Source organism: Pseudomonas syringae pv. tomato str. DC3000 (assembly GCF_000007805.1).
Lineage (GTDB): Bacteria > Pseudomonadota > Gammaproteobacteria > Pseudomonadales > Pseudomonadaceae > Aquipseudomonas > Aquipseudomonas avellanae.
This window is the reverse complement of record NC_004578.1, coordinates 2,322,762-2,341,851: the sequence shown is the minus strand read 5'-3', so window position 1 is coordinate 2,341,851 and position 19,090 is coordinate 2,322,762. Positions and strand designations below refer to the sequence as shown.

At 62.1% G+C, this 19,090-nt stretch carries 11 protein-coding genes; 8 read left to right on the top strand and 3 right to left on the bottom strand.

What is annotated here, in order from left to right:
- Positions 1 to 14: 14 nt before the first annotated feature.
- From PSPTO_RS11130 to PSPTO_RS11120, 3 genes are all read right to left on the bottom strand, one after another.
- Positions 15 to 7,892, bottom strand: a complete 7,878-nt coding sequence (locus tag PSPTO_RS11130; RefSeq protein ID WP_011103871.1) for a non-ribosomal peptide synthetase — start codon at positions 7,890 to 7,892, stop codon at positions 15 to 17.
- Positions 7,889 to 11,299 carry a non-ribosomal peptide synthetase gene (locus PSPTO_RS11125; RefSeq protein ID WP_046464036.1) on the bottom strand — a complete coding sequence of 1,137 codons (3,411 nt, stop codon included), beginning with the start codon at positions 11,297 to 11,299 and terminating at the stop codon, positions 7,889 to 7,891. The genes PSPTO_RS11130 and PSPTO_RS11125 overlap by 4 nt, the downstream gene beginning before the upstream one ends.
- 189 nt (positions 11,300 to 11,488) lie before the next feature.
- A complete protein-coding gene (locus tag PSPTO_RS11120) occupies positions 11,489 to 12,466 on the bottom strand; it encodes a TauD/TfdA family dioxygenase (protein WP_011103869.1) in 978 nt (325 codons plus the stop codon).
- A 313-nt stretch (positions 12,467 to 12,779) separates the two neighbouring features.
- On the opposite strand from PSPTO_RS11120, the gene PSPTO_RS11115 reads away from it, so the two are divergent.
- From PSPTO_RS11115 to PSPTO_RS11080, 8 genes are read left to right on the top strand one after another with little or no spacing between them, the layout of a single operon-like run.
- Positions 12,780 to 13,994, top strand: coding sequence for a PepSY-associated TM helix domain-containing protein (locus PSPTO_RS11115; RefSeq protein ID WP_044390137.1), 1,215 nt, complete (start codon positions 12,780 to 12,782; stop codon positions 13,992 to 13,994).
- Positions 13,991 to 14,533, top strand: a complete 543-nt coding sequence (locus PSPTO_RS11110) for a hypothetical protein (protein ID WP_005770684.1) — start codon at positions 13,991 to 13,993, stop codon at positions 14,531 to 14,533. The genes PSPTO_RS11115 and PSPTO_RS11110 overlap by 4 nt, the downstream gene beginning before the upstream one ends.
- The gene (locus PSPTO_RS11105) at positions 14,530 to 14,862 is read left to right on the top strand and encodes a hypothetical protein (RefSeq protein WP_005770686.1); all 333 of its coding nucleotides are present in this window, start codon (positions 14,530 to 14,532) and stop codon (positions 14,860 to 14,862) included. Before PSPTO_RS11110 ends, PSPTO_RS11105 begins: the two co-directional genes overlap by 4 nt.
- On the top strand, positions 14,859 to 15,431 hold the full coding sequence (locus PSPTO_RS11100) for a DUF6162 family protein (RefSeq protein ID WP_005770688.1): 573 nt from the start codon (positions 14,859 to 14,861) through the stop codon (positions 15,429 to 15,431). Before PSPTO_RS11105 ends, PSPTO_RS11100 begins: the two co-directional genes overlap by 4 nt.
- Before the next feature lie 35 nt (positions 15,432 to 15,466).
- Positions 15,467 to 16,399, top strand: coding sequence for a metal ABC transporter substrate-binding protein (locus PSPTO_RS11095; RefSeq protein ID WP_010204647.1), 933 nt, complete (start codon positions 15,467 to 15,469; stop codon positions 16,397 to 16,399).
- Entirely contained in the window at positions 16,396 to 17,148 is a 753-nt protein-coding gene (locus PSPTO_RS11090) for a metal ABC transporter ATP-binding protein (protein WP_005770693.1), read from the top strand. The genes PSPTO_RS11095 and PSPTO_RS11090 overlap by 4 nt, the downstream gene beginning before the upstream one ends.
- Positions 17,148 to 18,047 carry a metal ABC transporter permease gene (locus tag PSPTO_RS11085; protein ID WP_011103866.1) on the top strand — a complete coding sequence of 300 codons (900 nt, stop codon included), beginning with the start codon at positions 17,148 to 17,150 and terminating at the stop codon, positions 18,045 to 18,047. The genes PSPTO_RS11090 and PSPTO_RS11085 overlap by 1 nt, the downstream gene beginning before the upstream one ends.
- Positions 18,048 to 18,977, top strand: coding sequence for a metal ABC transporter substrate-binding protein (locus PSPTO_RS11080; RefSeq protein ID WP_005770697.1), 930 nt, complete (start codon positions 18,048 to 18,050; stop codon positions 18,975 to 18,977).
- Positions 18,978 to 19,090 lie beyond the last annotated feature (113 nt).

The window sequence follows — 19,090 nt, the reverse complement described above, 5'->3', positions numbered from 1 at the left end:
TGGGGTCTCTCCTGCTAAGCAATCAAATTATCAATTTCCTCCGCTGATAAACGTTTGAGTGCCTCCAGTGATTTAGTCAATTCGTCCAGTGCATGATCACTTTCGCCATTTTTTTCTTGCAGCGCGGCGCAGAAGTCAGCCAGCACCGGCTGTTCGAACAGGTCCTTGAGGCCGACCTCGCGCTGTAACTGCTCGCGAACCCGCACCAGCATCTGCACCGCCAACAGCGAATGCCCGCCGAGCTCGAAGAAGTTGTCGCTGCGTCCGACTTGCTCGACTTTGAGCACGGCGCTCCAGACCGACGCCAACTGTTCTTCCAGCTCGCCTTGCGGCGCCACGTAAGCCGCTTGCAACTGACCGGCGTCCGGCGCAGGCAGCGCTTTGCGGTCCAGCTTGCCATTGGCCGTCAGCGGCAGCTTGTCGAGGAAGATGAAGTGGGTCGGCACCATGTAATCCGGCAGGTTCGCACGGAGCTCGGCTTTCAGGGTTCCACGTAGCGCTTGTTGATCCTGGTCAGGCTGAGCCGGCAGCAGATACGCCGCCAGTTGCCCGTCCACTGCCAGCACAATCACTTCGCGCACAGCCGAATGCGCTTGCAGCCGCGCTTCGATTTCGCCCAGTTCGATGCGGAAGCCACGGATCTTCACTTGATGGTCGATACGCCCGGCGTATTCGATGGTTCCTGCGGTTTTATAGCGGGCCAGATCGCCGGTGCGGTACAAACGGCCGCCGTCGTTGGCGAACGGGTCTGGCACAAAGCGCTCAGCGGTCAGTGCAGCGCGGTTGTGATAACCCCGCGCCAGACCGGCGTGGCCGATGTGCAGTTCGCCGCTGCAACCCTGGGCAACCGTGTTGAAATCGGCGTCCAGCACGTACCACGACAGGTCCGCAATCGCCTCGCCAATCGGGCTGGCCGGGTTGTGCGTGTCGGCCAGGGTGATGGGTCTGTAGGTCACATGCACGGTGGTTTCGGTAATGCCGTACATGTTGATCAGTCGTGGCGTCTGATCGCCGAAGCGTGCGAACCAGGGTTTCAGGCTGGCAACGTCCAGCGCTTCGCCGCCAAAGATAATTGTTTCCAGCGATAACACCGAAGTGGAATCACAAGCCACGCGCATCAATTGCTTGAAGGCGGATGGCGTCTGGTTAAGCACCGTGACCTGCTGGTCAACCAGCAGCGCATGGAACTCTTCCGGCGAACGGGTTACCTCGCAAGGCACGATTACCAGTCGGCCACCGTGCAGCAGCGCGCCGAAAATCTCCCAGACCGAGAAGTCGAAGGCGAAGGAATGGAACAGCGTCCAGACGTCTTTTTCGTTGAACTTGAACCAGTCGTCCGTAGCCGCGAACAGGCGCATCAGGTTGTGATGAGCCAGCAAGGTGCCTTTGGGTTTGCCGGTCGAACCTGAGGTGTAAATCACGTAGGCCAGATTGTCTGGCGAGGTCTGGTTGATCGGGTTTTCGGTGCTGTAGCCATCTAGCGCATCCGCCAGATCCAGCGTCTGAACGTGTGCAGGAATCGGCAACTGGCCCAGCAACTGCGTTTGGCTCAGCAACAATTCGATACCGCTGTCCTGCATCAGAAAGCTCAGGCGATCCTGCGGGTAATCCGGGTCCAGCGGCACGTACGCGCCCCCGGCCTTGAGGATCGCCAGCATCCCCACAATCATCTCCAGGCTGCGCTCAGCCGCCAGCCCCACGCGAACATCCGGGCCTACGCCCTGCTCGCGCAGTTTGTGGGCCAACTGGTTGGCGCGGCGGTTGAGCTGCTGATAGCTCAATTGCTCGGCACCCAAGCTCAGGGCGATGGCCTGCGGCGTGCGTGCAGCCTGAGCTTCGATGCGCTGATGGGCGCAGTGCTCGCTCGGGTAACGCTGCACGGTTTGCGTCCAGACGGCTGGCAGGGCCAGTTCGCCAAGACGCGCCGTTGCTGATGCACTAAGGCTCTGCAGCAGGTGATCGAAGTGCGCCGCCAGTTGCAGAATGCCTTCGGCACTGAAGTGTTGCCGGTCGTAACTGAAACGTACCGACAACACGTCGTTGGCCTCGACCACCAGGGTCAGCGGGTAATGTGCCTGCTCTTGATTGCGCAGGTCGCTGAAGACAAGACCGTCCGGCGCACGCTGCAAGGCTTCGGACACCGGGTAGTTCTCAAACACCAGAATGTTGTCGAACAACGCTTCGCCACTGTGCCGTGCCAAACGCTGAATAGTGTAAAGCGGTGTGTGTTCATGTTCGCGCAGGGCGATGTTTTTCGCCTGCACCTGCTGCACCCAGTCGCCGACGGTCTGTTCCGAACGCGGGCTGGCGATCACCGGCAGGGTGTTGATGAACAAGCCCAGTTGCTCTTCGACGCCCGACAATTCAGCCGGACGCCCGGCCACCGTGGCGCCAAAGGTCACGCTGGACTGGCCGGTGTAGCGTTGCAGCAGCAACAGCCAGGCAGATTGCACCAGCGTATTGAGGGTCACGTGCTGCTCGCGGGCAAACTCGTTCAAGCGGCGAGTGCCGTCGGCGTCGATCAACTGAATGTAATCGCCATAGCCCTGCTGATCGGTTGATGTTTTGAAGGCTTGCAACAAGCGGCTCGGCTCATCCAGTTCGGCCAGCTCTGCGGTCCAGAAGCGCTCGCTGACATCAGCGTCCTGATCCTGCAACCACTGGATGTAATCGCGGTAACGCCCCGCCTGTTTCGGCGGCATCTGACCGCTGTAGCGTTGCAGCACTTCGCCCAGAAGCCGCGAGCTGCTCCAGCCGTCCATCAAAATATGGTGGCTGGTGTAGATCAATTGCCAACGGTCATCTGCAGTGCGCAGTACCGCGAGGCGCAACAGCGGCCCTTGCGCCAGATCGAAACCCTGCTGACGGTCGGCCTGCGCCCAGTCATCGAGCCAGTTTTGGGGTTTGCCCCGCGCATCCAGCTCGACAAACGGCAGCGTCACCTGACTCTGTACCACTTGCAGCGACTGCTCGCTCTGGCTGACAAAACAGCTGCGCAGCACCTCGTGATTATTGACCGCTGATTGCCAGGCGTTGTGGAATCGCGGCACATCCAGCCCACTGATGTTCACCCGCATCTGATTGATGTAGTTGCCCGCGCCTGAGTCGAACAACGAGTGAAACAACATGCCCTGCTGCATCGGTGACAACGGGTAAATGTCTTCGATCTCGCCCGCCGCAATCGGCAGCGCGTCGAGTTGTGCCTGAGTGAGATGCGCCAGAGGGAAGTCAGACGGCGTGACGCCTTGATGCCCGGCGATGCAGTGTTCGATCAGCGTAGTCAGCGCCTGCTCGTAACGACGCGCCAGGGTGTCGATGGTCGAAGCCTGATACACCTCGCGGCTGAAGGTCCAGTCCAGTTGCAACTGGCCATCGAACACCTGACCGTTGAGGCTCAGCCAGTTGCCCAGCGGGCCGTCTTCGCACAGCGCTATACCGACACTGTCGGCGCTTGGCACGAACAGCGCGCCTTGTTGCTCATTGAAGGTGCCGTCGAACTGGCCCAGGTAATTGAACGTGACACGCGCCTGGGGCAGCGCGGCCAATGGCTGCGCAAACGTCGAGTCAGCCATATGACGCAATACGCCGTAACCAATGCCTTTGTTCGGCACGGCACGCAACTGTTCTTTGATGCCGCACAGGCTCGCACCCGGCGCAATGTGCGGGGTAAGGCGGACCGGGAACAGGCTGCTGAACCAGCCGACTGTGCGGCTGAGGTCAGTGTCGTCAAACAGGTCTTCGCGGCCATGCCCTTCCAGCTGCACCAGCACCGACGGCTGCTGGCTCCACTCGCAGAGCACTTGCGCCAGCGCGGTCAGCAGCAGGTCGTTGACCTGCGTGCGATAGGCGGCAGGCGCGACTTTCAGCAGTTTGTGGGTCAGGTCCTTGCTCAGCCATGACGAGGCATGGGCCGCGTCGCGAGTGCGCATCGAGCCTTCGGGCTTGTCGCGGGGCAGCGGCTGATCGTCGCCCTGTAAAGCGCGCAGCCAGTAATCGCGCTCGGCCGTCAGCACGGCGCCGGTCGCATACTGCTGCAATTGCTCGGCCCAGCGCTTGAGCGACGTGGTTTTCGCTGCCAACGCCACAGGCTGGCCCTTCGTCAAGGCGACGTAAGCCTGTTGCAGATCTTCCAGCAGCACCCGCCAGGACACGCCGTCCACCGCCAAATGATGAATCACCAGCAGCAAACGTTGCTCGCCGTGTGGCAGGTTGACCAGCACTGCGCGCAGCAACGGACCGTTTTTCAGGTCCAGGCTGCGTTGTGCTTCGTTAGCCAGTTCGGTCAATCGTTCAGGGCTGTCCAATTCGTGAACCCAGAGCAAATCCCGAGTGTTCAGCGCGCCGAACGTGGCTTGCCACTGGCCGTTCTGTTGCGTGAAACCGAGACGCAGCGCGTCATGCTGTTCGATCAGTGCCGTGAGTGCCGCTTGAAGATGGGTTACATCCAGCGTTTGCAGGGGCTTGAGCATCAGCGCCTGATTCCAGTGCTGACGCTCAGGGATGTCCATTTCAAAGAAACGCGCCTGAATCGGCAGCAGCGGCAGCGAACCGCTGACCTGCTCTGCCGCCGCTGCGGGCTTTTTCTCGATCAGTCTGGCCACAGAAGCCAGTTGGCCGATGGTCTGTTTTTCGAACAATTGCTTGGGGCTGAGCTTGATGCCCTGGCGCTTGGCGCGGGCGATGATTTGCAGACTGAGGATCGAATCGCCGCCCAGTTCGAAGAAGTTGTCGGTGCTGCCGACCTGCTCCAGCTTCAGAACGTCGGCCCACACGGCGGCGAGCTTTTCTTCGATCTCGCCGACCGGTGCGGTATAGCGCTGTTTGACTACGCCCGGCTTGGGTAAGGCGCGCTTGTCGAGCTTGCCGTTGGCGGTCAGCGGCAGTTGGTCCAGCAGCAGGATCTGCGCGGGCACCATGTAGTCGGGCAAGCGCGCCGTCAGTTGCTCGCGCAGGCTGTCGACAGTCAGGCTGGCAGCGGCTGCGGCGACGCAATAGGCCACCAGTTGCAGGCGCGATTCGTCTTCATCAACAGGCAACGCCAACACACTGACTTGCGCGACAGAAGGCAGACTCAGCAGCACCTGCGCCACTTCAGCAGGCTCGACACGATAGCCGCGCACTTTGACCTGATCGTCGGCGCGGCCGATGAATTCCAGCAATCCCTGATGATTGTGCCGCATGCGGTCGCCACTGCGGTAAACCCGTGCGCCATCTTGCGCAAACGGGTCCGGCACGAAGCGCTCGGCAGTCAGCGCAGGCTGGCCGAGATAGCCCAGCGCAACGCTGTCACCACCGATGTACAGCTCGCCTGCGACCTGCGTGGCGACGGGGTTGAGCACGTCATCCAGCACGTAAGCGCTGGCCCCCGGCAATGGCGCGCCGACCGGCACGCTACGCAGAGGGTCGCCAGAGTGTGCAGAGCATTGTGGGAAACGTGAGACCTGTGGGATCGCATTCAACTCCGATAAAGCAGGCACCTCATGGGTCAGTACGCCAACCGTAGTTTCGCTCGGGCCATAGTGGTTGATCACCCGGCAACCCGGCTTGAGCTGACGCACCTGCTCGACCAGCGCTGGCGAACAGGCTTCGCCACCGACGATCAGCGCATGCTGCGGCAGCACGTCGGCGGGTTGAGCGGCTTGCAGCAGCGCAGCCAGATGACCCGGCACGATTTTCAGCACGCCGATCTGATGCTCGGCCATGTAGGTCGCAAAGGCGTCCGGGTCGAAACCCAGCGATTCGGTCAGCACATGCAGCGTTCGCCCTGAACACAGCGCGCCGAACAACACGGTATGGCCGAGGTCGGCGGCGATGGTCGAGACCAGTGCCATGCTCACCTCGGGGGCCAGTTGCAACTGCTCAAGCAAGCCACGCACGTAACTGGCCAGCGCGCCCTGGCTGACCACTACGCCTTTGGGCTGGCCGGTGGAGCCGGAGGTATGAATCACGTAGGCCGCAGAATCGGCTGGCAACTCGATATCGGGACGGCTGGTCGGCAAGCTCTGCCACAGCGCAGGCGTCCAGGCCAGGCCCTGACAACCCGCAACGTTCAAAGATGTTTCACGCCTGTCGCCTTCGGCACACAGCAGCACCTTGGTCTGGGCATTGCTCAACATCTGTTGCAGGCGTGCATCGGGGGCTTTGACGTCCAATGGCATGTACACGCCACCGGCCTTGAAGATCGCCAGCACCGCCGTCAGCCAGTCCAGCGAGCGCTCCATCAACACCGCGACCGGCTGGCCTTCGCGGACACCCAGTCCGATCAGGTGATGAGCCAGCTGATTGGCCGCCTGATCCAGCTCGCGTGTGCTCAGGGTACGATCCAGACAGCGGGCGGCCAGCGCATCGGGCTGGCTTTCGACCTGCCGGTCCCAGAGCTGCAATACCTGAGGTGCGGGCTCACGAACTTCGCGCGGCAGCTCCACCGCCAGCGCGCCAAGGCTGAACAGTGGCACATCCGGTGCATTGAGCAAGGTCTTGAACAGGTCGAGCAATTCGGGGATGAAGCCCTCGACGGTCGCACGCCGATACAGGTCGCTGGCGTAGGTCATGTCACCGTGGATCAGCGTGCCGTCGTCGGTAATGTCCAGTGCCAGATCGAAATGCGCACCCTGCTTTTCAAACGCATATTCGCTGACCTCCAGCCCTGCCAGCTTGAGGGCGGTTTTCTGTTTGAGGACCACGTTCTGGTTGAACTTGGCCTGGAACAGAGGGTTGTGCCCCAGGTTGCGCTCCGGCGCGAGGTGATCGACCAGCTGCTCGAATGGCACGTCCTGATGCGCCTGCGCGCCGAACGAGGTGTCGCGAATCTGCGCCAGCAAATCGAGGTAACTCAGGCGCTCGTCTATCTGGCAGCGCAGCACTTGAGTGTTGATGAAGAAACCAATCAACCCTTCGGTTTCCGCGCGGCCACGGTTTGCGTTGGGCACGCCGATGCGGATATCGCGCTGCCCGGCCTTGCGCGACAAAAACAACGAAAAACCGGCCAGCACCAGCATGAACAGGCTCATGCCTTGGGTGCGGGCGAAGGTATTGAGTTGGTGCGACAACTCAGCGCCGAAGTCGAAGCGCAGGTGCTCGCCCTGAAAGCTTTGCGTGACCGGGCGCGGGAAGTCCTGCGCGGCGTCCAGCAGCGGCTGCTCGTCACCCAACTGGCCGCGCCAGTAATCCAGTTGACGCTCGCCCTCGCCCGCCTCCAGCCAGCGGCGCTGCCAGATGGCGTAGTCGGCGTATTGCAGCGGCAACGCCGGCAGACTCGGTTCGCGACCTTCGACATACGCCTGATAGCAGTGGACAAACTCCTGAATCATCACGTCCATCGACCAGCCGTCGGAGACGATGTGGTGCATGTTCACCACCAGCACATGCTCGTCGCTGGCGAGGCGGAACAGGTGCGCACGCAGCAACGGGCCCGTGCGCAGGTCGAACGGCTGACTGGTGAGCGTGGTCACTTGCAGCGCCAGTTCAGCGTCACGCAATTCGCTATCGGCCAGAACCGACAGGTCAATGCTGTCCAGCGCGATGCTCTGGTTGTGCAGCAGCACTTGCAGCGCCTGATCGCCATCGGTCTGGAACACTGTGCGCAATACTTCGTGGCGTTCGATCAGGTGATCGAACGCACGCCTTAGCGCTGACTCGTTCAGCGGGCCTTGCAGACGCAGGCCGGTGGTCATCTTGTAGGCATCGCTCAGCGGGTCGAGCTGCCAGAGGAACAGCAGGCGCTGCTGGGCAAATGACAGTGGAATCGCGCTGAAATCATGACGACTGACCGGCACCGGCAACAGGCTGAAATCCTTGCCTTCCTGACGCAGGCGGGTAAGGAACTGTTGGCGTTGTTCCAGCGAAAGGCCAACAAAACGTTTCGCGATACGTGCAGCAGTGGTCGCGGTCATGCGCCAAATTCCTCCAGTGAATCCATGAACTGGTCCATGTCGCTCCAGTCGTTATCCGTTGCGTTGTCGGTCAGCAGCGCCACTTCGGCGGCGAGTTCGCCCAGCAGCGGTTTTTCAAACAGCACGCGTAGCGGCAGGCTGACGCCCAGTCGGGTCTTGATCCGCGCAATGACTTGCGCGGCGAGCAGCGAATGGCCGCCCAGCTCAAAGAAGTGATCGTCCAGCCCGACCTGCTGCGCGTGCAGGACTTCCTGCCAGATAGCCGCCAGGCAGATTTCCACCTCGCTGTGCGGCGCGCGATAACGGGCCTGCAACTGGCTTGAATCGGGCGCAGGCAACGCCTTGCGGTCCAGTTTGCCGCTGGGCGTGAGTGGCAATTGCGCCAGCAGCAACAAGTGTGTCGGCACCATGTAATCCGGCAGGCTGGCTTGCAGTTGACCCTTGATGCGCCGGCGCAAAGCCATTTGTTCGGTATCGCTGTTTGCCACGACACTTGGCACTACGTAGGCGACCAGTTGCGCACTGCCGGCCAGCGCAACCGCCAGTACCACCGCTTCGCGCACGCCCGTGCATTGCTGCAGGCGCGATTCGATTTCGCCCAGCTCGATGCGGAAACCGCGAATCTTCACCTGATGATCGACCCGGCCAATGTATTCGATGGCGCCATCAGCGCGCAGTCGGGCACGGTCGCCAGTGCGGTACAGTCGCTCGCCGGCAACGAACGGATCCGCCACGAAACGCTCGGCGCTCAGGCCTGGCTGGGCGTGATAACCCCGTGCCAGACCCGGCCCGCCGATGTACAGCTCGCCCAGCGCGCCTTGCGGCAGCAGGTTCAGTTGATCGTCGAGCACGTACAAACGACGCCCCGCCAGGCCTTTGCCGATCGGCACGCCGCGCCACGACACCTGCTCCGGGGTCAGCGCGCTGCAATCGTGAATGCTCGACACCACCGTGGCTTCGGTCGGGCCATAGGTGTTGAGCAGGCGCACATGCCCCAGCCCGGCGTGCTGCCACAGACGCAGGCCTTCAACGGCCATCGCCTCGCCGCCGACGTGAATCTGCCGTAATGCGCCGTAATGCACGGGCGGGCTGGCGGCAAAATCCTGAACCAGGGTCAGCCAGTAGGCTGCTGGCAGGTCCGCGAGGGTCACGCCGTGTTCGACGATGGCGTGATGGAAGGTGGCGCTGTCCCACAAACGCTCGTCACGCAGCACCACGGCCGCGCCGCGACACAGCGGCGGGTAGAACTGCTCGACGAAGCCGTCGAAACTTTGCGTGGCAAATTGCAGAACCCGATCGCCTTCGCGCAGGTCGCTGTAGTCCGCGCCCAAGGTGACGAACTCGGCCAGTGCGCCATGACTGATCGCCACGCCTTTTGGCCGGCCGGTCGAGCCCGAGGTGTAGATCACGTAGGCCAGATGGGCCGGATCGATATCGACAACCGGATTTTCTGCGCTGGCTGCTTCGCTGTTCATCTGATCAATGCACAGGCACTGAATGCCCGCCAGTTCAGGCAGCGTCGGCCGCTGTTCGCTGTGGGTCAGCAGCCGTTTCAGGCCGCTGTCTTGCAACACATGACGCAAACGCTCGCTCGGCGCGCTGAGGTCCAGCGGCACGTAGGCACCACCCGCCTTGAGCACGGCCAGCAGCGCGACGGGCATGTCCAGCGAACGGCCCAGCGCCACTCCGACCAGCACGTCCGGGCCGACACCCTGCTCGCGCAATTGCCAGGCCAAGCGGTTACTGCGCTCGTTCAGTTCGCAATAGGTCAGGCTCGGTGACGGGCTTTCACCGGCGAGGATCAGCGCCAGTGCGTCCGGCGTTCGCTGCACTTGCGCTTCAAACTGGCGATGCGCCGGGGTGGTGGTGTCTGCCTTGATGGCGCTGTCGACAGCCAGCAGGTGCGTGCGCTCGTCGGCCGAGAGCATCGACAGCTCGGCAATGGTTTGCAGCGGGTCAGCGCAGACCGACGTCAACAGGTTGCGCCAGTGCGCGGCCAGGCGAGCGATGGTCGGCTGATCGAAAATGTCGGTGGCGTAGGTGAAGGCGGCGTTCAGTTGCTCGCCCTCACCGCTGGTGGCGAGCATCAGGTCACTGGCAGCGGCGTGCGAGCGCTGGGCCAGTGCTTGTTGCTCGGCGGACAGATTGGCCACGCGCAGGCCGCCGCTCAGTTGCTTGTCCAGCAAGTCGGCCACCACCGGCTGGTGATTGAACATCACCTGGAACAGCGGGTTGTGGCTTTGGCTTCGCTCAGGCTGCAAGGCGTCGATGATGGCGTCGAATGGCAGCTCCTGATGCGCCTGGGCACCGGTCGAGGCATCGCGCACGGTGTGCAGCAAATCGACAAAGCGCGTCTGCGCCGTAACTTCACTGCGCAGTACCTGGGTGTTGATGAAGCAGCCGATCAGGCCTTCGGTTTCACTGCGCGTGCGGTTGGCGATCAGGCCGCCGACGCGAATATCGGTCTGCCCGCTGTAGCGATGCAGCAGGCTTTTGAAGGTCGCCAGCAACACCACGAACAGGGTCACGCCCTGCCGTTGCGCAAGGATTTTCAGGTTGCGCAGCAGCTCGGGCGCAAGCGCCAGTTCCAGACGCGCGCCTTCATGACTGGGCAATGCCGGGTACGGGCGGTCGGTGGGCAGTTCGAGTACCGGGTGTTCTTCACCCAGGTGCTTGCGCCAGTAATCCAGTTGGCGCTCTTGTTCGCCAGCCTCCAGCCAGCTGCGTTGCCAGACGGCGTAATCGCGGTACTGCACAGCCAGTGGCTGGAAAGGCAGTGGCTTGCCGCCCAGCAACGCGTCGTAACCGCGCAGCCATTCATCGATCAGCACGTTCATCGACCAGCCGTCGGTGATCATGTGGTGCAGGTTGAGCAGCAGCAGATGTTCTTGCTCGGCGAGGCGCAACACCTGTACGGTAAACAGCGGCCCGCGCTGCAAGTCGAAGGTCTGCGCCGACTGCTCGGCCATCGCCTGCCGCGCGTTCGACCAGCGCTGCTGCGGCGGCAACGGGCTCAGGTCGATCAGGCGGATATTGACCGGCGCGGGTGGCGCAACACGCTGAAACGTCCGATCGCCTTCCTGACCGAAGGTCGTGCGCAGGCTCTCGTGGCGCTCGACCAGCGCGCTGAACGCCCGCTCCAGCAGCGGCAGCTCCAGCGGGCCGTTCAGGCACACCGACATCGGCAGGTTGTAGGCTGCGCTGTGCGGGTCCAGTTGCCAGAGAAACCACATGCGCTGCTGGGCATAGGACAACCCGTCACGCTCGGCCAGCCCTGCGCAGGAAGGGATCGGGAACAGCGCGAAATCCATGTTCTCCTTGCGCATGCCATCGAGAAACAGACGACGTTTTTCAAGGGGCAACTCGACAAAACGACGAGCGAGTTTCTGGGCGTGTTCGGGGTTCATGGTCGAATCCTTGCTGAATGGGGCTGACCGTCGGGCGGGGTCGTATCAACAAGAACGAATTGGCGGGGAAATATTTAGAAAGGTTTCTCGAGGCTGGCGCTCTGCATTGCACCGCACACCCAAGAGAGGACGCAGAGCGTCCAGAACTGCATGCCTACGCGGAGCGCAGGCACGATAATCTACAGGCGGTTACTTATCCGAATGCCCCTGCGCCATGGCCACCACGACTTTGCGCTTGCCGGTGAACGGCGCTCGGGAGTGGGCGGTGAGCATGTTGTCGAGCATCAGCACGTCGTTTTCCAGCCACGGGAAGCTGACGGTGCAGTCGTCGAGTACGCCGCGAATCTCGTCCAGCAGGGTTTCTTCGATGGGCGAGCCATCGCCGTAGTAGACGTTGCGCGGCAGGTCTTCTTCATCCACAACGTCCAGCAGGGTTTCGCGCACTTCCGGTTGCAGGTTGGAGATGTGGAACAGGTGCGCCTGGTTGAACCAGACCGTGTCCTGGGTCACCGGATGGCGGGACACTGCCTGGCAGATTTGCCGGGTGCGCAGTTCCCCGTCGTCTTTCCATTCGCATTCGATGTTGTGTGCCTGGCAATACGCTTCGACTACACGTTCATCTTCGGTGTTGAACACCTGGCTCCATTCCACATCCAGCCCGTTGCCGTAGTTGCGCACGTACATGAGCTTTTTTTCAATGAAGCGATCACGAATGCGCGCCGGAATGCGTCGGTAGATCTCGCGACTGTCGGCAATCGGCGTTTCGCCGCCGGTCTGCGCCGCGATCATGCTGTAGAACCAGATTTTCATCGGCCAGTCCAGCGTGTAAGCCTGTTCGTTGTGCAGCGGGATGCTCTGGTGCGCCGGGTATTCGGTCGAGGTGTACACCCCTTTGGTCACGTTGCTGCGCGGCGTGGAGCCAAACTCATAATTGAGCAGCGGATCGCCGAAACCGGCCGCGAACTCACGAAACGCCTCGGCGCCGCCAACCTCGAAACCGCGAAACAGGATGCCACCCGCGCTGTACAGGTGCTCGGCCACCAGCGGCTTTAGCTCACCCAGCGCTTCCATCAAGTCCAGACCTGGCTCGGGCGCCTGCACCAGCATGGGCAACGTGCCCGCCCCCGCCAGCAGCGGCCGGATATCCAAACTCAACGCATGACTCATGATGTCTCTCCCTCGATGGCAAAAGCGCCAGAACCCCTGCGGCCTGGCGCAACACCCATGTGCAGATTGAACGTACTTCGCGGCTGAAAAATTAGCCGCCTTACGCCATTTCCGCCCCGCCACATTTGGCCCTCGATACCGCTGAAACAACTTTTTTCATTTAAACGCAAAATATTCCTACAGGAATCTCGTTCTCATTCGTCTTTAACTGAATGCGAGGCTTTATATCGCCCGCGCGTAAAGAAGCTGCACGTAAAAAACAGGGAGCCCGGCCTTGCGCACGCTCTACATCGTGAATCGAGATTGTTTATCCATGTCGAAGAAGTCCCGTTCAAAAATCTGGTTTCTCGTCCACAGCTGGCTGGCCCTGCCCATCTGGTTCTTCGTGCTGATCGTCTGCGTGACCGGCACGCTGGCGGTGATCAGCAAGGAAATCATGTGGCTGGCCAATTCGGAGATGCGTGACAACCGCCCCTCCGATGATGCCCAGCGCATGAACTTCGAGCAGATTCGCGCCACCATCGAGCGCAACGAGCCGGACCTGATCGTGGGCACGATCATGCAGCCCGACGGCGACTATTTCGCCCTCAGCGTGTTCGTGACTTACCCGGACGGCCGCTCGGTGCCGGCTTACGTCAACCCCTACACCGGGGTGATTCAAGGCCTCACGCCGTCTTTCGACTTCCGCCGCTTCACCCGCGCCCTGCACGGCTGGTGGCTGGTGCCGTTCACCAATGGCTATTCGTGGGGCTGGTATCTGGTGTCGATTCTTGGCCTGCCGTTGCTGGCTTCGCTGGTGACCGGGCTGGTGGTCTACAAGAAATTCTGGCGCGGCTTTTTCAAGCCGGTGCGTTTCAGCCAGGGCCCACGGATTTTCTGGGGCGACATTCATCGGCTCAGCGGCGTGTGGTCGATCTGGTTCATCGCGGTGATTTCCATCACCGGCACCTGGTTTCTGATTCAGGCGATTCTGGGTGATAACCAGATCAGTATTTCCAGCAAATCCCAAGTCGCGTCGATCATCCCGCACAGCGCCGTGCCACTGACCGCCGACGGCAGCCCCGCGCCGACCATCAGTCTGGAAAAAGCCGTGGCCATCGCCAAAGAGCGGATTCCAGGTCTCGAGGCGAGCTTCATCACCCCGCCGTTCAATGCCTACAGCAACATGCAGGTCGGCGGGCGCAGCTGGTACCCGCTGATGTTCCAGACCGCCGAAATCAATCCGTACAGCGGCGAAATAGCCGCCTCGCACCTGCTGTCGGACCGCAACAAGCTGGAGTTCGTCACTGAATCCATGCGCCCGTTGCACACCGGCGACTTCGGCGGTATCTGGATCAAGCTGATCTGGGCGTTCTTCGGCCTGATCCTGAGCATGATGGTCCTCAGCGGCCTGTTGATCTGGAGCAAGCGCACCGCACTGGCGACGCTTAACGCCCTCAAGCGTGAAGGCAAAACCAGGTCTGTCGCGTACACGCCGGAACCCCACACCTCGCCAGTGGCGACCCGCACCCCGGAGAACAGCCTGTGAGCAAGGTCGCTGTCGCACCACCTGCATCGTCGCTGAGCCGTTTCTGGCACAAGTGGCGCTTCCACATCAACGTGCTGCTGGTGCTGATCCCGCTGGGTTTCATGCCCAAGTACTTCTCCGACAACGCGCTGGATCGCGGCGACAAGGGCCTCGGTCAACGCGAGGTCGGCGAGATTCAGGTCGGTCCGTGGAGCCTGCGTCTGGCAGAGGACCGCAACGAAGCCCCGCGCCTGTCCGGCCCGTCGGGCTACATGAAAAGCTTCAACGCTGCGCTGTGCAACGCCTGCATCGACCGGGTCAAGGCCACGTACCTGCGCATCGGCAAGCCGCGCAGCCTGCGCACCGCCGGGGTGATTTTCTTCGGCGGCGGCTACCGCATGAGCGCGTTCATGCAGGTTGCCGAAAACACCAGCCCCGACTCCGACCTGTGGATCACTATGGAAGGCTGGGACGGCACCGTGTATCAGACTTCCATCCCTCTGCAACAGGCTTCGCCGACTACCGTGGCGTGGCTGAAAAAACAAGGAGCCACACCATGAGTGCCCGCCCTTCCCTGCGCTGGCTGACGGCCGGCGCCCTGTGCCTGCTTGGCCTGAGCGGCAACGCTCTGGCGCACAACCCGATGTGCGAATGCAAACAGATCGACAACGAGCAGATCCGCTGCACCGGCGGTTTTTCCGACGGCAGTGGCGCACCTGGCGTGACCCTCGACGTGATCGGCTACGACGAAACCATTCTGGTACCGGGCAAGCTGGGTGAAGATTCGACCGTGACCTTCAAGCGCCCGGCGTCCGAGTTCTACGTGCTGTTCGACGCAGGCCCTGGCCATGTGGTGGAAATCGATCAGGCGGACATCCCGACCCCATGAGTGCACCCACCCGACAAATCGTCCGTCCGGCAGGTGCCGGGCATGAAACCCTCTACGTGTTGCTGCTGTGCGTGCTGATCATGGCCGCTGCCGCCAGCGTGGTCAGCCTGCACCGCGAAACACAGGACGTGCACAGCGTGGCCAGCCATCAACTCGATGCGCGACGTGACCTGACCGCCGCCGAGCAAGGCATCTACGCCGACCTACGCGTAACGCTGGATGAGATTCGCTTGCTGACCGAAGAGCAGCAAACGCCGATTACCCCGCAGCAACTGGGCGAAGAAGGCTTTGCGCCGTTCGCCCAGGACGCCAGTTCGGTCAGCCGTGGCGGCCATGCCTGGCAAATGGTCGAGCAGTCCTATCTGGGCTTGAGCCAGACGCCAGGCGTGGCCGGTTCGTTTCTGATGCGCGTCGACTCATCCCGTGGCAATCAGGCCGACATCTGGATCAACCGCAGCGCCCCGATACCCCCTGTCAGCGACCTGGGCGACAAGGCCTTGATCGACGCCGGCTGGAAACAGGTCGTCGCGCAATTCGATGCAGGCGTAACCCGTCAGCACCCGCACTGAAACTCCGCATTCCTTTGAAAGAAGACCGCTTGCCCATGCCTATTTCATTCAAACGCCGCCCTTTCCTTCGCGTTCTGTTGCTCAGCCTGTTTGCCGCCATGCTGGCGCCCGCCAGCTTCGCCGCCGACCCGGCCAAGCGCCTGCGCATCGGCATCACCCTGCACCCGTATTACAGCTACGTGAGCAACATCGTTGGTGACAAGGCCGAAGTGGTGCCGCTGATCCCGGCCGGTTTCAACCCGCACGCCTACGAACCCCGCGCCGAGGACATCAAGCGCATCGGTTCGCTGGACGTGATCGTGCTCAACGGCGTGGGTCATGACGATTTTGCCGACCGTATGATCGCCGCCAGCGAAACGCCAGACATCAAGACCATCGAGGCCAATGCCGACGTGCCGTTGCTGGCGGCCACCGGCGTTGCAGCGCGTGGCGCAGGCAAGGTGGTCAACCCGCACACGTTCCTGTCGATCAGCGCGTCCATCGCTCAGGTCAACAATATTGCTCGCGAACTGGGCAAGCTGGACCCGGACAACGCCAAAACCTACACCACCAACGCCCGCGCCTACGGCAAACGCCTGCGACAGATGCGTGCCGACGCCCTCGCCAAGCTGACCAAAGCGCCCAACGCCGACCTGCGCGTGGCCACGGTGCACGCGGCCTACGACTACCTGCTGCGCGAATTTGGCCTGGAAGTGACGGCGGTGGTGGAACCTGCGCATGGCATCGAACCCAGCCCCAGCCAGTTGAAAAAGACCATCGACCAGTTGCGTGAGCTGGACGTGAAGGTGATCTTTTCGGAGATGGATTTCCCGTCCACCTACGTCGATACCATTCAGCGTGAATCCGGGGTCAAGCTGTACCCGCTGTCGCATATTTCCTATGGCGAATACACCGCCGATAAGTACGAGAAGGAGATGGCCGGTAACCTCGACACCGTGGTGCGGGCGATTCAGGAGTCCGGCGCATGACTGTTGCGCAGAACCTCGACATCGTCAGCCAGGGGCCAGGCATCGAGTTCAATCAGGTGAGCCTCACATTGGGGCGCACCACGATTCTCGACCAGGTGCATTTCAACGTGCGCGCCGGCAACGTGCACGCACTGGTCGGGCCGAACGGCGGCGGCAAAAGCTCGCTGATCAAGACCCTGCTCGGGCAAACACCGCATCAGGGCCAATTGAGTTTGCAATGGCCTGCCGCGCCGGGCCTGATCGGCTACGTGCCGCAGGCGCTGGAGTTCGACCGGGGACTGCCCATGACTGTGGACGATTTCATGGCGGCCATGTGTCAGCGGCGTCCGGCGTTTCTCGGTTTGTCGAAGCACTACGCAGGGGCGATTGGCGAGGCCCTGGAACGGGTCGGCCTGCAGGATAAACGCAAACGGCGCATGGGCGCGTTGTCTGGTGGCGAACGCCAGCGCGTGCTGCTGGCGCAGGGGCTGATTCCGGCGCCGAAATTGCTGGTGCTGGATGAGCCGATGTCGGCGCTCGATGAAGCGGGCATTCAGGTGTTTGAGCGTTTGCTGGGTGACTGGCGTCGCAGCGGCATCACGGTGCTGTGGATCGAGCATGATCTGGATGCGGTGCGGCGGCTGGCGGATCAGGTGACCGGGCTCAATCGCCGCGTGCTGTTCGACAAGCCTGCCGCCACGGCGCTGACGCCGGAGCGCCTGCTGACGTTGTTTTCTGCTCATCCCCGCAATGACGGGAGCACCCTGTGATGGATTACGAAACGTTTCGCCTGTTCATTCAGGGCCTCGCCTCTTCCGGTTATCTGCCCGAAGCGCTGGCGTATGGCTTTGTGGTCAATGCCCTGCTGGCCGGGCTGCTGATCGGTCCGGTGCTCGGTGGTTTGGGCACGCTGGTGGTGGTCAAGCGCTTCGCGTTCTTCTCTGAAGCCGTCGGCCATGCTGCGCTGACCGGCGTGGCCATCGGCATCCTGCTCGGCGAGCCCTACACCGGGCCTTATGGCGCGCTGTTCGGCTACTGCCTGTTGTTCGGCATCGTCCTCAATTACCTGCGCAACCGCACCGGGCTGGCGCCGGACACGCTGATCGGTGTGTTCCTCTCGGTGTCGCTGGCACTCGGCGCGAGCCTGCTGCTGGTGCTGGCCGGCAAGATCAACGTGCACATTCTGGAAAACGTGCTGTTCGGCTCGGTGCTGACCGTCAACGGCAATGACCTGCTGGTGCTGCTGATCGTCGGTTCGCTGGTCATGGGCCTGAGCCTGCCGTTGTACAACCGCATCATGCTGGCCAGTTTTAACCCGCAACTGGCGGCTGTGCGCGGTGTGGCGGTGAAGACGCTGGATTACCTGTTTGTGATTCTGGTAACGCTGATCACCGTGGCCGCCGTGAAAGTCATCGGCGCGATTCTGGTCGGTGCGCTGCTGGTGATTCCGGCCGCAGCGGCCAGGCTGCTGAGCCAGTCGCTGAAAGGCTTTTTCTGGATCTCGGTGGCTATCGCGACCGTCAGTACCTCGTGCGGCATTCTGCTGCCTATCGTCTTCGACCTGCCGGTGCCGTCCGGCGCGGCGATCATTCTGGTGGCCGGCGTTGCCTTCGCCCTGGCCGCCATCGCTCGCGGCACACTGCCCGGCCTGAAAGGGAATATTGGATAAATGCCTACTTTACGCACATTGACCCTGGCGCTGGCCCTGACCGGTCTGTTCAGCAACAGCCTGTATGCGGCCGACACCCAGGCCGACAGCGCTCAACCGGTACGGGTGCTGGCCAGCCTGCCGATCACCTATGGCCTGAGCGAGATGCTGCTCAAGGACAGCGGTGTCGTGCTGGAACGCGCTGCTGCGGCCAACCTGCCCGGCTCGCGCCAGACCGCTTACTTCACAGGTCGTGGTGCCGATGCCCTGCGCGGTCTGGCGAACAACGCCGACGCGGTAATCGGCTTGCGTTCGATCTGGGCGGATGACCCGCTCTACCCCAACGCCCGGCGCAGCAATATTCGTATCGTCGAGATTGATGCGGCGCGGCCGGTGGACGGTGGTTTGCCGGGGATCGCCGTGCAGCCGGGGTCGGGCACTGACGGGCTGAACAGCCAGCCGTGGCTGGCGAGCAACAACATGGGGCGCATGGCGGACGTGCTGGCGGCGGACCTGGTGCGTCTGGCACCGGCGGCCAAGCCGAAGATCGAGGCCAACCTGGCGGCGTTCAAGCAGCGGTTGCTCAAGCTGAGTGCCAGCAGTGAGGCGGCGCTGGCCGGTGCCGACAATTTAAGTGTGGTGAGTTTGTCGGACCGTTTTGGTTACTTGATCAGCGGGCTGAACCTGGAGCTGATCGACAGCCAGGTGCTGACCGATGAACAGTGGACGCCCGAAGCCTTGGGCAAACTGAGCGCGACCCTCAAGGATAACGACGTGGCGCTGGTGCTCGATCATCGCCAGCCGCCAGAGTGGGTGAAGGCTGCGATTGAAGCGGCAGGTAGCAAGTTGCTGGTGCTGGGGATTGATGGCGCTGATCCACTGGCCGAGTTGCAGGGGGATATTCAGGGGATTGTAAAGGCACTGGGTGAGAGCGGGAGCGTCGCACGATAGTTGGGTTATCGTTCCGCACGCTCCAGCGTCGGAATGCGGTTCGCGACGCTCTGCGTCGCAAAGAGGACGCAGAGCGTCCGGAACGGCATGGCGACGCGGAGCGTCGCACGATA